We start from the raw sequence: 14,578 nt of genomic DNA, 5'->3' as shown, positions 1-14,578 counted from the left end.
GGCCGCCTGCAGATCACCAAGATGAACGTCGACGAGAACCGCGACGTGCCGGCCAAGTTCGGCATCCGCGGCATCCCGACGCTGATGCTGTTCAAGAACGGCCAGCTCGCCGCGACCAAGGTCGGCGCGCTCTCCAAGGCCCAATTGACGGCCTTCCTCGACGGTCATCTATAATCTTCGCCAATCGCTGCGCCGACCCGGCCCCACGAGTCGCCGGTCGGCGTCGCAGAAGATCCAGCCACCACGCACGGAAACGCGCCCCGATACCTCGGGCGCCAGTTCCAGCCCGCATCGGGCTCAGCGTGGATCCGGCCCCCACTCCAGCGTTCCCGCAGCTCCCAGACGCAGGTCCACGCCGCCAGGCTTCAAAGCGGTCGTGAGAGGTGGCCCGAGTTTCCGGCCGTGCGCCCTTGGCGCGGTTCACGGCACATCACCCCAGGGTGTCCCCCCATGCATCTTTCCGAACTGAAAGCGCTTCACGTCTCCGAGCTCATCAAGATGGGCGAGGCGCTGGAGATCGAGAACGTCGCCCGCATGCGCAAGCAGGAGCTGATGTTCGCGATCATGAAGAAGCGCGCCAAGGCCGGCGAGCAGGTCTTCGGCGATGGCGTGCTCGAGGTGCTGCCCGACGGCTTCGGCTTCCTGCGCTCGCCGGACACGAGCTACATGGCGTCGACCGACGACATCTACCTCAGCCCGAGCCAGATCCGCCGCTTCAACCTGCACACCGGCGACGCCATCGAAGGCGAGGTGCGGGTGCCGAAGGACGGCGAGCGCTACTTCGCGCTCGTCAAGGTCGACCGCGTCAACGGCCTGACCCCGGAGGAGAGCAAGCACAAGATCATGTTCGAGAACTTGACGCCGCTCTTCCCGAAGGAGCAGTTCAAGCTCGAGCGCGAGATCAAGTCTGAGGAGAACATCACCGGCCGGATCATCGACCTGATCGCGCCGATCGGCAAAGGCCAGCGCGCCCTGCTCGTCGCCCAGCCCAAGACCGGCAAGACGGTGATGATGCAGAACATCGCCCACGCGATCGTCGCCAACCATCCCGACGTCTACCTGATCGTGCTGCTCGTCGACGAGCGCCCCGAGGAAGTGACCGAGATGGTGCGCACCGTGCGCGGCGAAGTGATCAGTTCCACCTTCGACGAGCCCGCCGCGCGCCACGTGCAGGTGGCCGAGATGGTGATCGAACGCGCCAAGCGCCTGGTCGAGCTGAAGAAGGACGTGGTCATCCTGCTCGATTCGATCACCCGCCTCGCCCGCGCCTACAACAACGTGCTGCCCTCCTCGGGCAAGGTGCTGACCGGCGGCGTGGACGCCAACGCATTGCAGCGGCCGAAGCGCTTCTTCGGCGCGGCACGCAATGTCGAGGAAGGCGGCTCGCTGACCATCATCGGCACCGCGCTGATCGACACAGGCAGCCGCATGGACGAGGTGATCTACGAGGAGTTCAAGGGCACCGGCAACTGCGAGATCCACCTCGACCGTCGCATGGCCGAGAAGCGCGTCTACCCCTCGATCCTGATCAACAAGAGCGGCACGCGCCGCGAGGAGCTTCTGCTCAAGCCGGAGATCCTGCAGAAGACCTGGATCCTGCGCAAGCTGCTCTACAACATGGACGAGATCGAGGCGATGGAGTTCATCCTCGACAAGATGAAGCAGTCGAAGAACAACCTGGACTTCTTCGACATGATGCGGCGCGGGGGCTGATCGGGAAGATCAGCTATACTTCGCGGTTTTCCAGCGTCGGAAAGTGCGCCGAGCGGTTCGGCGTGGCTCCCGCAACCACAGCGCAGAGGCACCTCATGAAAGAAGGCATCCACCCCAGCTACCGCGAAGTCTGCTTCGTGGATCTGTCCAACGGCTTCAAGTTCGTCACGCGCTCGACCGTGCAGACGAAGGAAACCGTCAAGATGGACGACGGCCGCGAGCTGCCGCTGGTGAAGCTGGAAACCACCAGCGAATCGCACCCCTTCTACACCGGCACGCAGAAGAGCGTGGACTCGCTGGGCGGCCGCGTCGAGAAGTTCCGCAACAAGTTCGCTCACCTGAAGAAGTAAGTTCTTCGCGCGAGCACACGACCAGGGCAGCTTCGGCTGCCCTTTTCGCATCTGCGGCTTCTGCTGCATCATTGGCGACCTCGCCGCCACGCGCCGTTGAACTCGCCCACACCTGCCCTCGTCACCCAGCGCGCCGCGCAGCGTCTGCCGCGCATGGCCCTGCTGCTGTTCTGCGCGGCCTACGTGCTACCGGGGGTGTTCGGCCGAGATCCGTGGAAGAACGCCGACGTCAGCGCGTTCGGCCACATGGCAGCGCTGGCCGAAGGTCGCGCCCCCTGGTTTGCCCCGGCCCTGGCCGGCCTGCCGACCGACGGTGCACTGGTGCCGTACTGGCTGGGCGCCGTCTTCATCAAGGCCCTTCCCTGGCTCGACGCCGCGCTGGCGGCGCGCATTCCGTTCGCCATGCTGCTGGCACTGGTGCTGACGCTCACCTGGTACGCCACCTACCACCTCGCGCGCACCGAAGCCGCCCAGCCGCTGGCCTTCGCCTTCGGCGGCGAAGCCACGCCGGTGGACTATGCGCGGGCGGTCGCCGACGGGGCGCTGCTGGCCGTCGTGGCCACGCTCGGGTTGCTGCAGCTCGGCCACGAGACGACACCAGAACTGGTGCAGCTCGTCGGTGCCACCCTATTCCTCTATGCGCTGGCCGCCGCCCCGTTCCGCAAGGGCCGCTCGCGCGCCGCTGCCCTGCTTGCGCTGCCCGTGATGGCCGCCAGCGGCGCACCCGCCATGGCCGTGGTGCTGGCCGCGGTCGGCACCGCAATCTGCGCCAGGTCGGCCTACGCGCAGGTGCGCGGCACGGCACTGTGGATCGCCGGCGCCGGCCTGGCCGCCGTCGCGGTGGGCACGGCGCTCTCGGCCTGGGGTTGGCGTGTCGCCGACCTGGCCAACCTGCATCCGTTCAGCACGCTGCGGCTGCTGGCCTGGTTCGGCTGGCCGGCCTGGCCGCTGGCTCTGTGGACCTTGTGGCGCTGGCGCGGCCACCTGCTGCACCGGCACATCTCGGTGCCGCTGGGCATCACGCTGGCGGCCGTGCTCGCCTGCCTGGCGATGGGCGGCTCCGACCGCGCCCTGATGCTGGGCGTGCCGTCGCTGGCCGTGCTCGCTGCCTTCGCGCTGCCCACCCTGCAACGCAGCACCGCGGCGGCGATCGACTGGTTCTCGGTCTTCTTCTTCAGCATCTGCGCGCTGGCGATCTGGGTGATCTATGCCGCACTGCAGACCGGCGTGCCGGCCAAGCCGGCAGCCAACGTCGCCCGGCTGGCGCCCGAGTTCGTGCCCGTCTTCTCTCTGCCGGCGCTGCTGATCGCCGCCGCCGGCACGCTGGCCTGGATCTGGCTCGTGCGCTGGCGCACCGGCCGCCACCGACATCCACTGTGGAAGAGCCTGGTACTGCCCGCCGGCGGCGTGGCGGTGTGCTGGCTGCTGCTGATGACCCTGTGGCTGCCGCTGCTCGACCATGCACGCAGCTATCGGCCGCTGCTGGCGCGCCTGGGCGAACACATTCCACGCGATGCCTGCATCGCCGCGCCCCAGGTGCCGCGCGCCCTGCTCGCCGCGCTGGAATCGATGGGCCGCTACCGCGTCGATGCGATCACGCCGCCCGAGCTGGCCCCCTGCGAATTCCTCATCGCCTCGCTCGACGCGAAGCAGCCCACGCCGGAGTACCCCGGCTGGAAGCCGATCGCGCGCATCCAGCGCCCGACCGACCGGCAGGACTTCACCGTGGTCTATCGCCGCAGCGCGGCAGCCCGTTGAGCCGTCAGCGAGTCGTGCTGCCGCTGCGCACGCGCAGCGCCGGGAATACCAGGCGGAATCGCGATCCCTTGCCCGGCTCGCTGTCGATCAGCAGTTCGGCGCCATGCCGCTGCACCACGTGCTTGACGATCGACAGACCCAGGCCGGTGCCGCCGGTGTCTCGCGAACGGCTGCCGTCGACGCGGTAGAAGCGCTCGGTCAGCCGCGGCAGGTGCTCGCGCTCGATGCCCAGGCCGGTGTCGGCGACGATCAGCTCGGCGCCGCCGTCGGGCAGCAGCTGCCAGCCGACGCTGATGCGCCCGCCTTCGGGCGTGTAGCGCACGGCGTTGTTCACCAGGTTGTTGACGGCACTGAGCAGTTCGCTCGGCGCGCCGGCCAGCTCGGCGGGCTCGACCGAAGCGAACTCGATCGTGTGCCGCCCCGCCGACAGCGCCCTGGCGTCGGATTCCACCTGGGCGAGAAGTGGCGCCAGCGCCACCCAGCGGTCAGCCGCCGGTCGCGGGCTGCCCTCCAGCTGGGCGAGCGTGAGCAGGTCGCTGACGAGCGTCTGCATGCGCTGCGTCTGCTGCGTCATCAGCTCGAGCACCCGCTTGCGCTCCACCTCGGTGAGCGGCAGGTTGCTCATCGTCTCGATGAACCCGGCCAGAACGGTCAGCGGCGTGCGAATCTCGTGCGACACGTTCGCGACGAAATCGCGCCGCATGGCCTCGTTTCGCTCGCGGTCGGTGATGTCCTGCGAGAGCACCAGCTTCATGCCGTCGCCGTAGGGGCGCAACAGGACAGACAGCGTGCCGTCGCCGCGCGGGTTGGGAAAGCTCACCGCCTCGGCAAAATTCTCCTGCTGAAGATGGCCCACGAAGGCCGGCGCGCGCACGAGGTTGGTGATGCGCTGCCGACGGTCACGCTGCGGGTCGAGGCCGAAGTGGTCCGCCGAGACCGAGTTGCACCAGACGATCTGGTCACTGCCGTCGAGCATCAGTACGCCATTGGGTGAGGCCTCGATGGCCGAGAGGAACTGCTCCAGGCGCAGCCGCTCCTGCGCCAGGCTCTGCTCGCGCAGGCGGATCGACCGCTCGACGCGGTAGCCGAGTTCGCCCCAGAAGCCGGCATCGCGCGGCGCCTGCAGTTCCTGGCTGCCTCGCAGCCAGTTGATCAGGCGGTAGCCGCGCGCGGTGTCGAGCAGTGCCACGAGCGCCACGCCGATGGCGCCGCCGGCCAGCACGCGCCAGACCACGGTGTGCTCCACCGCCGACACGAGGTAGCCCAGGAAGCCGCCGGCCAGCATGGCCAGCACTCCGGCGGTGAGCCGGGGCAGCAGCCAGTTCATCGCAGGCTCCGGGAAGTCACGCCGAGGGAGCCGCCACCTGCTGGGTGAGCCGGTAGCCGGCACCACGCACGGTCTCCACCATCTGCGAACATTGCGCCGGCGCCAGGGCCTCGCGCAGCCGCTTCACGTGCACGTCGACCGTGCGCTCCTCGATGAAGACGTGGTCGCCCCACACCCGGTCAAGCAACTGGGCCCGGCTGTGCACCCGCTCGGGATGCGTCATCAGGAAGTGCAGCAAGCGGAACTCGGTCGGGCCGAGCTTGAGCTCGACTTCGCCCCGGTTGACGCGCCGCGTCGACGGGTCGAGCCGCAGGCCGCCGAGTTCGACCGCCGAGTCCAGCGCCTCCGGCGCCTTGCGGCGCAGCACCGCACGGATGCGCGCCATCAGCTCGTTGGTGGAGAACGGCTTGGCGAGGTAGTCGTCGGCGCCGGCATCGAGCCCGGCCACCTTGTCGGCCTCGTCGGCGCGCGCGGTCAGCATGATGATGGGCAGTTCGCGCGTGCGGGATTCGCCGCGCCAGCGGCGCGCCAGCGCCAGGCCCGATTGCCCGGGCAGCATCCAGTCGAGCAGCACCAGGTCGGGCAGCACGCCATCCACCGCCGCCTGGGCCTGCTCCGCCGTCGCGGCCAGCGTCACCTCGTAGCCCGCATGACGCAGGTTCAGGGAGATCAGCTCGGCGATCGCCGACTCGTCTTCAACCACCAGCACGCGGCTCATCGGCTCTTCCTCACCGGACGATGGACTCGAGGTTCTCCAGCGAGTGGTGGCGAACGTCGGTGCCCTTGACGATGTAGATGATCTGCTCGGCCAGGTTCTTGGCGTGGTCGCCGATGCGCTCGATCGCCTTGGCCACGAACACCAGGTCGATCGAGGCGGAGATGGTGCGCGGGTCTTCCATCATGTAGGTGATCAGCTTGCGCATCAGTCCGTCGAATTCCTGGTCGATCTGGTTGTCGTCCTTGATGACCTCCAGTGCCTTGACCGCGTCGAGCCGCGCGAAGGCGTCGAGCGCCTTGCGCAGCGAGGCGGTGGCCAGGCTGGCCTCGAAGGAGACGTCGTTGGCCGGCACGCGCAGCCGGCTCGACACGCCGGAGTTGATCAGCCGCTGCACGGTGCGGCCGATGCGAGCCGCCTCGTCGCCGACGCGCTCCAAATTACCGATGGTCTTGGAGATGGCGATCAGGAGGCGCAGGTCGCGCGCGGTCGGCTGGCGCCGGGCGATGATGGTGGAGAGGTCGCGGTCGATCTCCACTTCCATCTGGTTGACCAGTTCCTCCTGCTTCAGCACCTGCGAAGCGGTCTCGCCGCTGAAGTTGACCAGCGCGTAGATCGCCTGGGCCACCTGCGATTCGGCCAGCCCGCCCATCTCGAGCACACGGGTGGAGATGGCGCTCAGCTCCGAATCGAACTGCGTCGAGAGATGCTTGTCGCTCATGGCGGTGTCCTTCGCTTCAGCCGAAGCGGCCGGTGATGTAGTCCTCGGTGTCCTTCTTCTTCGGCTTCATGAAGAGGTCCGAAGTCGGGCCGAACTCGATCAGGTCGCCCAGGTACATGTAGGCGGTGTAGTCCGAGCAGCGCGCCGCCTGCTGCATGTTGTGGGTCACGATGGCCACGGTGTAGTCGGCCTTGAGTTCTGTGATGAGTTCTTCGATCTTGCCGGTGGAGATCGGGTCGAGCGCCGAGCAGGGCTCGTCCAGCAGCAGCACCTCGGGCTTGATGGCGATGCCGCGCGCAATGCACAGCCGCTGCTGCTGGCCGCCCGAGAGGCCCGAGCCGCTCTGGCCGAGCTTGTCCTTGACCTCCGTCCACAGCGCCGCCTTCTTCAGCGCCCACTCGACGCGCTCGTCCATCTCGACGCGCGGCAGGTTCTCGAACAGGCGCACGCCGAAGGCGATGTTGTCGTAGATCGACATCGGGAACGGCGTCGGCTTCTGGAACACCATGCCGACCTTGGCGCGGATCAGGCTGACGTCGTGGCGCTTCTCGAGGATGTTGTCGCCGTCGAGCAGGATCTGCCCCTCGGCGCGCTGCTCGGGGTAGAGCTCGAACATCCGGTTGAAGGTGCGCAGCAGCGTGCTCTTGCCGCAGCCCGATGGGCCGATGAAGGCCGTGACCTTGCGCTCGGGGATGTCGAGGTTGATGCGCTTCAGCGCGTGGAAGCTGCCGTAGTAGAAGTTCAGGTCACGCACCGAGATCTTCACCTTCTCGGTCACGGGCAGGTCGACTTTGACGTCCATGGTGCGGGTCTCAGTGTTTGTTGCGGAACAGCACGCGCGCCAGGATGTTCAGGCCCAGCACGCCCAGCGTGATCAGGAAGACGCCGGCCCAGGCCAGCTTCTGCCAGTTCTCGTAGGGGCTCATCGCGAACTTGAAGATGGTGACCGGCAGGCTGGCCATCGGCTCGCCAAGGTTGCTGGTCCAGAACTGGTTGGACAGCGCGGTGAACAGCAGCGGCGCGGTCTCGCCGGCGATGCGCGCCACCGCCAGCAGCACGCCGGTGACCACGCCGGCGCGTGCCGCCTTCAGCGTGATCGAGGAAATGACCTTCCATTTCGGCGTGCCCAGCGCATAGGCGGCCTCGCGCAGCGCGTTGGGGATCAGGCTGAGCATGTTCTCGGTGGTGCGGATCACCACCGGAATCACGATCAGCGCCAGCGCCAGCACCCCCGCCCAGCCGGAGAAGGACTTGAAGCGCGCTACCACCACGGCGTAGATGAACAGGCCGATGACGATGGATGGCGCCGACAGCAGGATGTCGTTGATGAAACGCGTCACGCTGCCGAGCCAGCCCTTCTGCCCGTATTCGGCCAGGTAGATGCCGGCGAAGATGCCGATCGGCGTGCCCAGCAGCGTGGCCAGCGACACCATCACCAGAGAGCCGAAGATCGCGTTGGCCAGGCCGCCGGTGTCGGCCTGCGGCGGCGGCGTCATCTCGGTGAAGGTGGCCAGCGCGATGCCGCCGACGCCCAGGCGTACCGTCTCGATCAGGATCCAGACCAGCCAGAACACGCCGAACGCCATGGCCGCCAGAGACAGCGTCAGCGCCACCGCGTTGACGCGCTTGCGCATCACGTGCCTGGCCAGACGCGAGGAATCGAACCCGACCACGCTCATGACCGACCTCCTTCGCCCTTCTTGAGCTGCGCCAGCAGCAGCTTGGACAGGGCCAGCACGACGAAGGTGATGAAGAACAGCACCAGGCCGAGATAGATCAGCGAGGCCTGGTGCAAGCCCTCGCCGGCTTCGGCAAACTCGTTGGCCAGCGCCGAGGTGATGCTGTTGGCCGCCTCGAACAGCGACAGCGACTCGAGCTGGTTCATATTGCCGATGACGAAAGTGACCGCCATCGTCTCGCCCAGTGCACGGCCGAGCCCCAGCATGATCCCGCCGATGACACCGGTCTTGGTGTAGGGCAGCACGACCTTGTAGACCACCTCCCAGGTGGTGGAGCCCAGGCCATAGGCCGACTCCTTGAGCATCGGCGGCGTGACCTCGAAGACGTCGCGCATCACCGAGGCGATGAAGGGAATCACCATGATGGCCAGGATGATGCCGGCCGACAGCAGCCCCAAGCCCACCGGCGGACCCTTGAACAGCTGGCCGAGGCCAGGAACGTCGCCGAATGCCGACTGCAGCGGCAATTGGACGTACTGGGCCAGCAGCGGGCCGAACACGAGCAGGCCCCACATGCCGTAGACGATCGAGGGCACGGCGGCCAGCAGTTCGATGGCGATGCCCAGCGGGCGCTTCAGCCAGTTCGGCGAGAGTTCGGTGAGGAACAGCGCGATGCCGAAGCTCACCGGCACGGCGATCAGCAGCGCGATGAACGAACTCATCAGCGTGCCGTAGATCATCACCAGGCCGCCGTAGCTGTCCTGCACCGGATCCCACTCGGCGCGCCAGAGAAAGCTCACCCCGTACTCACGGATCGACGGCATGGCCCCGATCACGAGCGAGATGATGATGCCAACCAGCAGCGCCAGCGTGACCCAGGCAGCGCCATGCGCCAGAAATGAAAACAATGCATCGGGCCAGCGCGACATGCGCCGGCCCGGCGGGGGTGATCCGGTCGATCCGAGGCTTTCGATGGGCGTCTCCTCGAGGGATGCGCCGGCAGGCAGGGTCGCGGTCATGCGGGCTCCCGAACCGGGCCGGCCGTAGCGGCTGGCCCGGATTGTCGCAGTCTCAGAGTCGGATCACTTGAACGCCACGGTCTTGCCCGAAGCATCCTTGATGTTGTCAGCCCACTGCTTGCGGATCATCGCCTTCACCGAATCCGGCATCGGCACGTAATCCAGCTCGGACGCCATCTTGTCGCCGTTGGTGTAAACCCAGTCGAAGAACTTCAGGGCATTCGCCGCGTTGGTCGGCTTGTCCTGCACCTTGTGCATCAGGATGAAGGTGGCGCCGCTGATCGGCCAGGTGTCCTTGCCGGGCTGATCGGTCAGAACCTGATAGAAGGTCTTGGACCAGTCGGCACCGGCTGCCGCGGCCTTGAAGTTGGTCTCGTCCGGCGAGGCGAAGTTGCCGTCCTTGTTCTTCAGCAGCGTGTAGGTCAACTTGTTCTGCTTGACGTAGGCGTACTCCACATAGCCGATCGAGTTCGGCAGGCGCCCCACGAACGCCGCGACGCCCTCGTTGCCCTTGCCGCCCGCGCCGGTCGGCCAGTTGACGGCCGTACCCTCGCCGACCTTGGCCTTCCATTCGGCGTTGACCTTCGACAGGTAGTTGGTGAACAGGAAGGAAGTGCCCGAACCGTCGGCGCGGCGCACCACGGCGATGGCGGCGTCCGGCAGCGGCACACCGGGGTTCAGCGCCGTCAGCGCCGCGTCGTTCCACTTGGTGATCTTGCCCAGGTAGATGTCGCCCAGCACCTGGCCGGTGAGCTTGATCTGCCCCGGCGCGATGCCCTTGATGTTGACCACGGGGATGACGCCGCCGATCACGGTCGGAAACTGGATCATGCCTTCCTTGGCAAGTTCCTCGTCCTTCAGCGGCATGTCGGAGGCCCCGAAATCGACGGTCTTCGACTTGATCTGCTTGATGCCACCACCCGAGCCGATGGACTGATAGTTCAGGCGAGCACCGGTGGCCTTGTTATATGCATCGGCCCACTTCGAATAGATCGGGTTGGGGAAGCTGGCGCCTGCCCCGGTGATGTCCTGAGCCAGGACCAGGCCGGCGGTGAGGGAGAGCGTCGCGCCGATGACGAAACCGCGGGCGGTTCGGTGGATCATGGAATGGACCTTTCGTCGGTGGTTGGATGAGCTGGATGCTAGGAATCGCTCATGACGAAAGTGTGACAACCCCTTTATATCCTCCTGCGTCGCCAACCTTCCCTTGTTTCTGTCACGCAACCATCACCACACTGTCATAGATCGCCACTAGCCTTCGCCGCGGAAAGACAACCCCGGAGGCTCCCCCTTGAAGAACATTCTCGCTCTCGTCACAGTGTCCGCCGCGGCCCTGCTGCAAGGCTGCGCTACCAGTTCCGCGCCGGCCACCATCGCCGACACCACCGCCCGCACCCCACAGTTGTCCACGCTGAACAAGCTGATCGCCGACGCCGGCCTGGCCGACACGCTGCGCCAGCCCGGGCCGTTCACCGTCTTTGCGCCGTCGGACGATGCCTTCAAGGCGGTTCCCGCCAAGACCATGGCCGAGCTCGCTGCCAACAAGGAGCTGCTGAAATCGGTGCTGACCTACCACGTGGTGCCGGGCCAGGTGGCCAGCGCGGAGGTGAAGAACGGCAACGCCAAGACGGTGCAGGGCGCGAACCTGGCCCTCGCGAAGGCCGGCAGCTACGTGACCGTCGAGGACGCCATGGTCACCCAGGCCGACGTGCCCGCCAGCAACGGCGTGGTCCACGTGATCGACCGGGTGCTGATGCCCCCGAAGCCGAAGAAGTGATGGCCCGGGCGGCGTTCGCCGCCCGAACTCAGCCGCGTGCCGCCTCGGCCAGCTGCTCGGCGCTGCGCCGGGCCACAGCGGCGTCGCGCGCCTCGACCATCACGCGCAGCACCGGCTCGGTGCCGGAGGCGCGGATCAGCACCCGGCCGTTGCCGCCCAGCTCGCTGGCCACGCGTTCCTGCGCAGCGGCCAGCATGACGTTCTTCTTCCAGTCGCTGCCCTCGGCCAGGCGCACGTTGATCAGCGTCTGCGGGAACAGCGTGACGCCGGACAACAGCTCGGCGAGCGACTGGCCGGTGCGGCGCACCGCCTGCAGGATCTGCAGCGCGCTCACGATGCCGTCGCCGGTGGTGTGCTTGTCCAGCGCCAGCAGGTGGCCGGAGCCCTCGCCACCGAGCTGCCAGCCGCGGGCGGCCAGTTCCTCGAGGATGTAGCGGTCGCCGACCTTGGCCCGCACGAAAGGCACGCCACGCGACTTCAGCGCCACCTCGACGGCCATGTTGGTCATCAGGGTGCCGACTGCACCCGGCACGGCCTGCTGCTGCGCAAGGCGGTCGGCCACCATCACGTAGAGCAGTTCGTCGCCGTTGTAGAGACGGCCGGAGGCATCCACCAGCTGCAGCCGGTCGGCGTCGCCGTCCAGCGCGACGCCGTAGTCGGCTTGGTGGGCCTTCACCGCCTCGATCAGCGCACCCGGCGCCGTCGCGCCGACGCCGGCGTTGATGTTCATGCCATCGGGGCTGCAGCCGATCGCGACCACCTCGGCGCCCAGCTCGTGGAACACGTCGGGCGCCACGCGCGAGGCCGCGCCGTGCGCCGCATCGACCACCAGCTTCATGCCCTTGAGCGACAGCTCGCCGCTGAAGGTGCTCTTGCAGAACTCGATGTAGCGGCCGCGGGCGTCCTCCAGCTTGCGCACCTTGCCCAGCCGCGCCGAATCGACCCACTCGGCCGGCTGCTCGAGCATCGCCTCGACCTCGAGCTCCCAGGCATCGGGCAGCTTCTCGCCGCGCGCGGAGAAGAACTTGATGCCGTTGTCGTCGAACGGGTTGTGCGAAGCGCTGATCACCACGCCCAGGCTCAGCCGCAGCGCGCGCGTCATGTAGGCCACGCCCGGGGTGGGCAGCGGGCCGGTCATCAGCACGTCGACGCCGGCGGAGGCGAAGCCGGCTTCCAGCGCCGATTCGATCATGTAGCCGGAGATCCGGGTGTCCTTGCCGATCAGCACCGTGGGGCGGGCCTCGCTGCGCTTGAGCACGCGGCCGACCGAATGGCCGAGGCGCAGCATGAAGTCGGGCGTGATCGGGCTCTGGCCGACCGTGCCGCGAATGCCGTCGGTGCCGAAGTAGGTTCTGCTCATCGATGTCCTCCGCGCGCGATTCTCGGTCAGCCGCCCAGCCCGGCGGCCCCCCACACCTTGAGGGCGTCGGCCGTGGCCGCGACATCGTGCACACGCACGATCCGGGCGCCGAGTTGCACCGAGGCCAGCGCCGCCGCCACGCTGGCCGCCAGGCGCTCCTCCACCGGGCGGCCGGTGAGGGCCCCGAGGGTCGACTTGCGCGACCAGCCCAGCAGCAGCGGCCGCCCCAGCGCCAGCAGCTCGCGCTGGCGGCGCATCAGCTCGAGGTTGTGATCGACGCTCTTGCCGAAGCCGATGCCCGGATCCAGCACGATGCGCTCGGCCGCCACGTCCTTCCCTTCGAGCGCCTGAAGTCGCTCGTGCAGGAACGCGCGCACCTCGGCGACCACGTCGTCGTAGGCCGGGCGCTGCTGCATGGTGGCCGGGTCGCCGCGCATGTGCATCAGGCAGACGCCGCAGGCCGGGTGTGCGGCCACCGCCTCCACCGCGCCCGGCAGCCGCAAGGCGTTGATGTCGTTGACGATGTCGGCGCCCTGCTCGAGCGCACGCTTCATCACCTCCGGCTTGACGGTGTCGATGGACACCGGCACGCCGAGCTTCAGGGCGCCTTCGAGCACCGGCAGCACGCGGGCGAGTTCCTCTTCCAGCGGCACCGGCGCGGCGCCCGGGCGGGTGGATTCGCCGCCGATGTCGAGGATGTCCGCGCCCTCGGCCACCAGCCGCTCGCAGTGCACCAGGGCCCGGCCCGTATCGGCATGCAGGCCGCCGTCGGAAAAGGAGTCCGGCGTCACGTTGACGATGCCCATCACCTGTGGGCGCGACAGGTCGATGCGAAAGCGGGTGGTCTGCCAGAAGCTGTTCATCGCGTTCGGAAACGAAGAACGGGGCCGAAGCCCCGTCCATGGATGCACTTGAGTGAGGATTGACCGAACTCAGGCCGTGGTCGCCGCGGCACCGCCCGGGCTGACCGGCGGGGTCGGAGGCGTGCTCTTGCTGGCCGAGGGCGTCCAGTCCTTCGGTGGGCGGGGCGGCTTGCCGGACATGATGTCGTCGATCTGCTCGCTGTCGATGGTTTCCCACTCGAGCAGCGCATGCGCCATCGCGTGCATCTTGTCCTTGTTGTCCTCGATCAGCTTGCGGGCGATGGCGTACTGCTCGTCGATGATGCGGCGGATCACGCCGTCGACTTTGCGCATCGTCTCCTCGGACATGTTGGTGGTCTTGGTCACCGAACGGCCGAGGAACACTTCGCCTTCGTTCTCCGCATAGACCATCGGGCCGAGCTCGTCGGTCATGCCGTAGCGCGTGACCATGTCGCGCGCGATCTGCGTCGCGCGCTCGAAGTCGTTGCTGGCGCCGGTGGTCATCTGGTTCATGAAGACCTCCTCGGCAATGCGGCCACCGAACAGCACAGAGATGGTCGAGAGCATGCGCTCCTTGTCCATGCTGTAGCGGTCGGTCTCGGGCAGCTGCATCGTCACGCCCAGCGCGCGGCCGCGCGGGATCACGGTGACCTTGTGCACCGGGTCGGTCTTGGGCATCAGCCGCGCCACCAGGGCATGGCCGGCCTCGTGGTAGGCGGTGTTGCGGCGCTCCTCCTCGGGCATGACCATGGACTTGCGCTCGGGGCCCATCATGATCTTGTCCTTGGCGCGCTCGAAGTCGACCATCTCGACCACGCGGCCGTTGCGCCGTGCGGCGAACAGCGCCGCCTCGTTGACGAGGTTGGCGAGGTCGGCGCCCGAGAAGCCCGGCGTGCCGCGCGCGAGGATGTCGGCGCGGATGTCCTGGCCCACCGGCACCTTGCGCATGTGCACGTTGAGGATCTGCTCGCGGCCGCGAACGTCGGGCAGCGTCACGTAGACCTGGCGGTCGAAGCGTCCGGGGCGCAGCAGCGCGGGGTCGAGGATGTCGGGCCGGTTGGTGGCTGCCATCACGATCACGCCCAGGTTGGTCTCGAAGCCGTCCATCTCGACGAGCATCTGGTTTAGCGTCTGCTCTCGCTCGTCGTTGCCGCCGCCCAGGCCGGCACCACGGTGGCGGCCGACGGCGTCGATCTCGTCGACGAAGATGATGCACGGCGCGCTCTTCTTGGCCTGCTCGAACATGTCGCGCACGCGCGCCGCGCCGACGCCGACGAACATTTCGACGAAGTCGGA

15 protein-coding genes are annotated in these 14,578 nt (G+C 67.6%); 5 read left to right on the top strand and 10 right to left on the bottom strand.

Features of this window, described 5'->3' with window-relative positions:
• From AB7U92_RS08250 to AB7U92_RS08235, 4 genes are all read left to right on the top strand, one after another.
• Positions 1 to 174 (top strand): thioredoxin family protein (locus tag AB7U92_RS08250; RefSeq protein ID WP_428575703.1); only part of this gene is annotated, 174 nt, incomplete at its 5' end.
• A 276-nt stretch (positions 175 to 450) separates the two neighbouring features.
• Positions 451 to 1,713 carry a transcription termination factor Rho gene (rho, locus tag AB7U92_RS08245; RefSeq protein ID WP_428575701.1) on the top strand — a complete coding sequence of 421 codons (1,263 nt, stop codon included), beginning with the start codon at positions 451 to 453 and terminating at the stop codon, positions 1,711 to 1,713.
• Between the two features lie 95 nt (positions 1,714 to 1,808).
• Positions 1,809 to 2,063, top strand: a complete 255-nt coding sequence (locus tag AB7U92_RS08240; RefSeq protein WP_428575700.1) for a type B 50S ribosomal protein L31 — start codon at positions 1,809 to 1,811, stop codon at positions 2,061 to 2,063.
• Positions 2,064 to 2,159: 96 nt separating this feature from the next.
• A complete protein-coding gene (locus tag AB7U92_RS08235) occupies positions 2,160 to 3,821 on the top strand; it encodes a hypothetical protein (RefSeq protein ID WP_428575699.1) in 1,662 nt (553 codons plus the stop codon).
• A gap of 4 nt (positions 3,822 to 3,825) precedes the next feature.
• Here AB7U92_RS08235 and phoR read toward each other — a convergent pair whose 3' ends face one another.
• From phoR to pstS, 7 genes are all read right to left on the bottom strand, one after another.
• Positions 3,826 to 5,148, bottom strand: coding sequence for a phosphate regulon sensor histidine kinase PhoR (gene phoR / locus AB7U92_RS08230; protein WP_428575698.1), 1,323 nt, complete (start codon positions 5,146 to 5,148; stop codon positions 3,826 to 3,828).
• A 16-nt stretch (positions 5,149 to 5,164) separates the two neighbouring features.
• Positions 5,165 to 5,866, bottom strand: a complete 702-nt coding sequence (gene phoB / locus AB7U92_RS08225) for a phosphate regulon transcriptional regulator PhoB (protein WP_428575697.1) — start codon at positions 5,864 to 5,866, stop codon at positions 5,165 to 5,167.
• A gap of 10 nt (positions 5,867 to 5,876) precedes the next feature.
• On the bottom strand, positions 5,877 to 6,584 hold the full coding sequence (gene phoU, locus AB7U92_RS08220; RefSeq protein ID WP_428575696.1) for a phosphate signaling complex protein PhoU: 708 nt from the start codon (positions 6,582 to 6,584) through the stop codon (positions 5,877 to 5,879).
• Between the two features lie 16 nt (positions 6,585 to 6,600).
• The gene (gene pstB / locus AB7U92_RS08215; protein WP_428575695.1) at positions 6,601 to 7,386 is read right to left on the bottom strand and encodes a phosphate ABC transporter ATP-binding protein PstB; all 786 of its coding nucleotides are present in this window, start codon (positions 7,384 to 7,386) and stop codon (positions 6,601 to 6,603) included.
• Between the two features lie 10 nt (positions 7,387 to 7,396).
• The gene (gene pstA / locus AB7U92_RS08210; protein ID WP_428575694.1) at positions 7,397 to 8,263 is read right to left on the bottom strand and encodes a phosphate ABC transporter permease PstA; all 867 of its coding nucleotides are present in this window, start codon (positions 8,261 to 8,263) and stop codon (positions 7,397 to 7,399) included.
• The gene (gene pstC, locus AB7U92_RS08205; protein WP_428575693.1) at positions 8,260 to 9,192 is read right to left on the bottom strand and encodes a phosphate ABC transporter permease PstC; all 933 of its coding nucleotides are present in this window, start codon (positions 9,190 to 9,192) and stop codon (positions 8,260 to 8,262) included. Before pstC ends, pstA begins: the two co-directional genes overlap by 4 nt.
• 153 nt (positions 9,193 to 9,345) lie before the next feature.
• A complete protein-coding gene (pstS, locus tag AB7U92_RS08200) occupies positions 9,346 to 10,386 on the bottom strand; it encodes a phosphate ABC transporter substrate-binding protein PstS (protein WP_428575702.1) in 1,041 nt (346 codons plus the stop codon).
• Positions 10,387 to 10,573: 187 nt separating this feature from the next.
• Between pstS and AB7U92_RS08195 the strand changes: the two genes are divergently transcribed.
• Positions 10,574 to 11,059, top strand: a complete 486-nt coding sequence (locus AB7U92_RS08195; protein WP_428575692.1) for a fasciclin domain-containing protein — start codon at positions 10,574 to 10,576, stop codon at positions 11,057 to 11,059.
• Between the two features lie 28 nt (positions 11,060 to 11,087).
• Here AB7U92_RS08195 and glmM read toward each other — a convergent pair whose 3' ends face one another.
• The 3 genes from glmM to ftsH form a co-directional block, all read right to left on the bottom strand.
• Complete coding sequence (glmM, locus tag AB7U92_RS08190; protein WP_428575691.1) at positions 11,088 to 12,419, bottom strand: phosphoglucosamine mutase; 1,332 nt, start codon at positions 12,417 to 12,419, stop codon at positions 11,088 to 11,090.
• 26 nt (positions 12,420 to 12,445) lie between these two features.
• Complete coding sequence (folP, locus tag AB7U92_RS08185) at positions 12,446 to 13,282, bottom strand: dihydropteroate synthase (RefSeq protein WP_428575690.1); 837 nt, start codon at positions 13,280 to 13,282, stop codon at positions 12,446 to 12,448.
• A 69-nt stretch (positions 13,283 to 13,351) separates the two neighbouring features.
• Positions 13,352 to 14,578, bottom strand: a 1,227-nt coding sequence (gene ftsH, locus AB7U92_RS08180) for an ATP-dependent zinc metalloprotease FtsH (protein ID WP_428575689.1), incomplete at its 5' end; no start/stop codon positions are given.

Origin of the sequence: Piscinibacter sp. (genome assembly GCF_050175855.1) — a bacterium.
Lineage (GTDB): Bacteria > Pseudomonadota > Gammaproteobacteria > Burkholderiales > Burkholderiaceae_C > Piscinibacter.
Note: the sequence above shows the minus strand (reverse complement) of the source record. Positions and strands in the feature narration are given on the sequence as shown.

What these genes read in the sequence shown, in the direction of transcription:
- pstA (WP_428575694.1), bottom strand. Translation starts at nt 8,263, where the DNA reads ATGAGCGTGGTCGGGTTCGATTCCTCGCGTCTGGCCAGGCACGTGATG.
- phoB (WP_428575697.1), bottom strand. Translation starts at nt 5,866, where the DNA reads ATGAGCCGCGTGCTGGTGGTTGAAGACGAGTCGGCGATCGCCGAGCTG.
- phoR (WP_428575698.1), bottom strand. Translation starts at nt 5,148, where the DNA reads ATGAACTGGCTGCTGCCCCGGCTCACCGCCGGAGTGCTGGCCATGCTG.
- phoU (WP_428575696.1), bottom strand. Translation starts at nt 6,584, where the DNA reads ATGAGCGACAAGCATCTCTCGACGCAGTTCGATTCGGAGCTGAGCGCC.
- pstB (WP_428575695.1), bottom strand. Translation starts at nt 7,386, where the DNA reads ATGGACGTCAAAGTCGACCTGCCCGTGACCGAGAAGGTGAAGATCTCG.
- rho (WP_428575701.1), top strand. Translation starts at nt 451, where the DNA reads ATGCATCTTTCCGAACTGAAAGCGCTTCACGTCTCCGAGCTCATCAAG.
- pstC (WP_428575693.1), bottom strand. Translation starts at nt 9,192, where the DNA reads ATGTCGCGCTGGCCCGATGCATTGTTTTCATTTCTGGCGCATGGCGCT.
- folP (WP_428575690.1), bottom strand. Translation starts at nt 13,282, where the DNA reads ATGAACAGCTTCTGGCAGACCACCCGCTTTCGCATCGACCTGTCGCGC.
- glmM (WP_428575691.1), bottom strand. Translation starts at nt 12,419, where the DNA reads ATGAGCAGAACCTACTTCGGCACCGACGGCATTCGCGGCACGGTCGGC.
- pstS (WP_428575702.1), bottom strand. Translation starts at nt 10,386, where the DNA reads ATGATCCACCGAACCGCCCGCGGTTTCGTCATCGGCGCGACGCTCTCC.
- AB7U92_RS08240 (WP_428575700.1), top strand. Translation starts at nt 1,809, where the DNA reads ATGAAAGAAGGCATCCACCCCAGCTACCGCGAAGTCTGCTTCGTGGAT.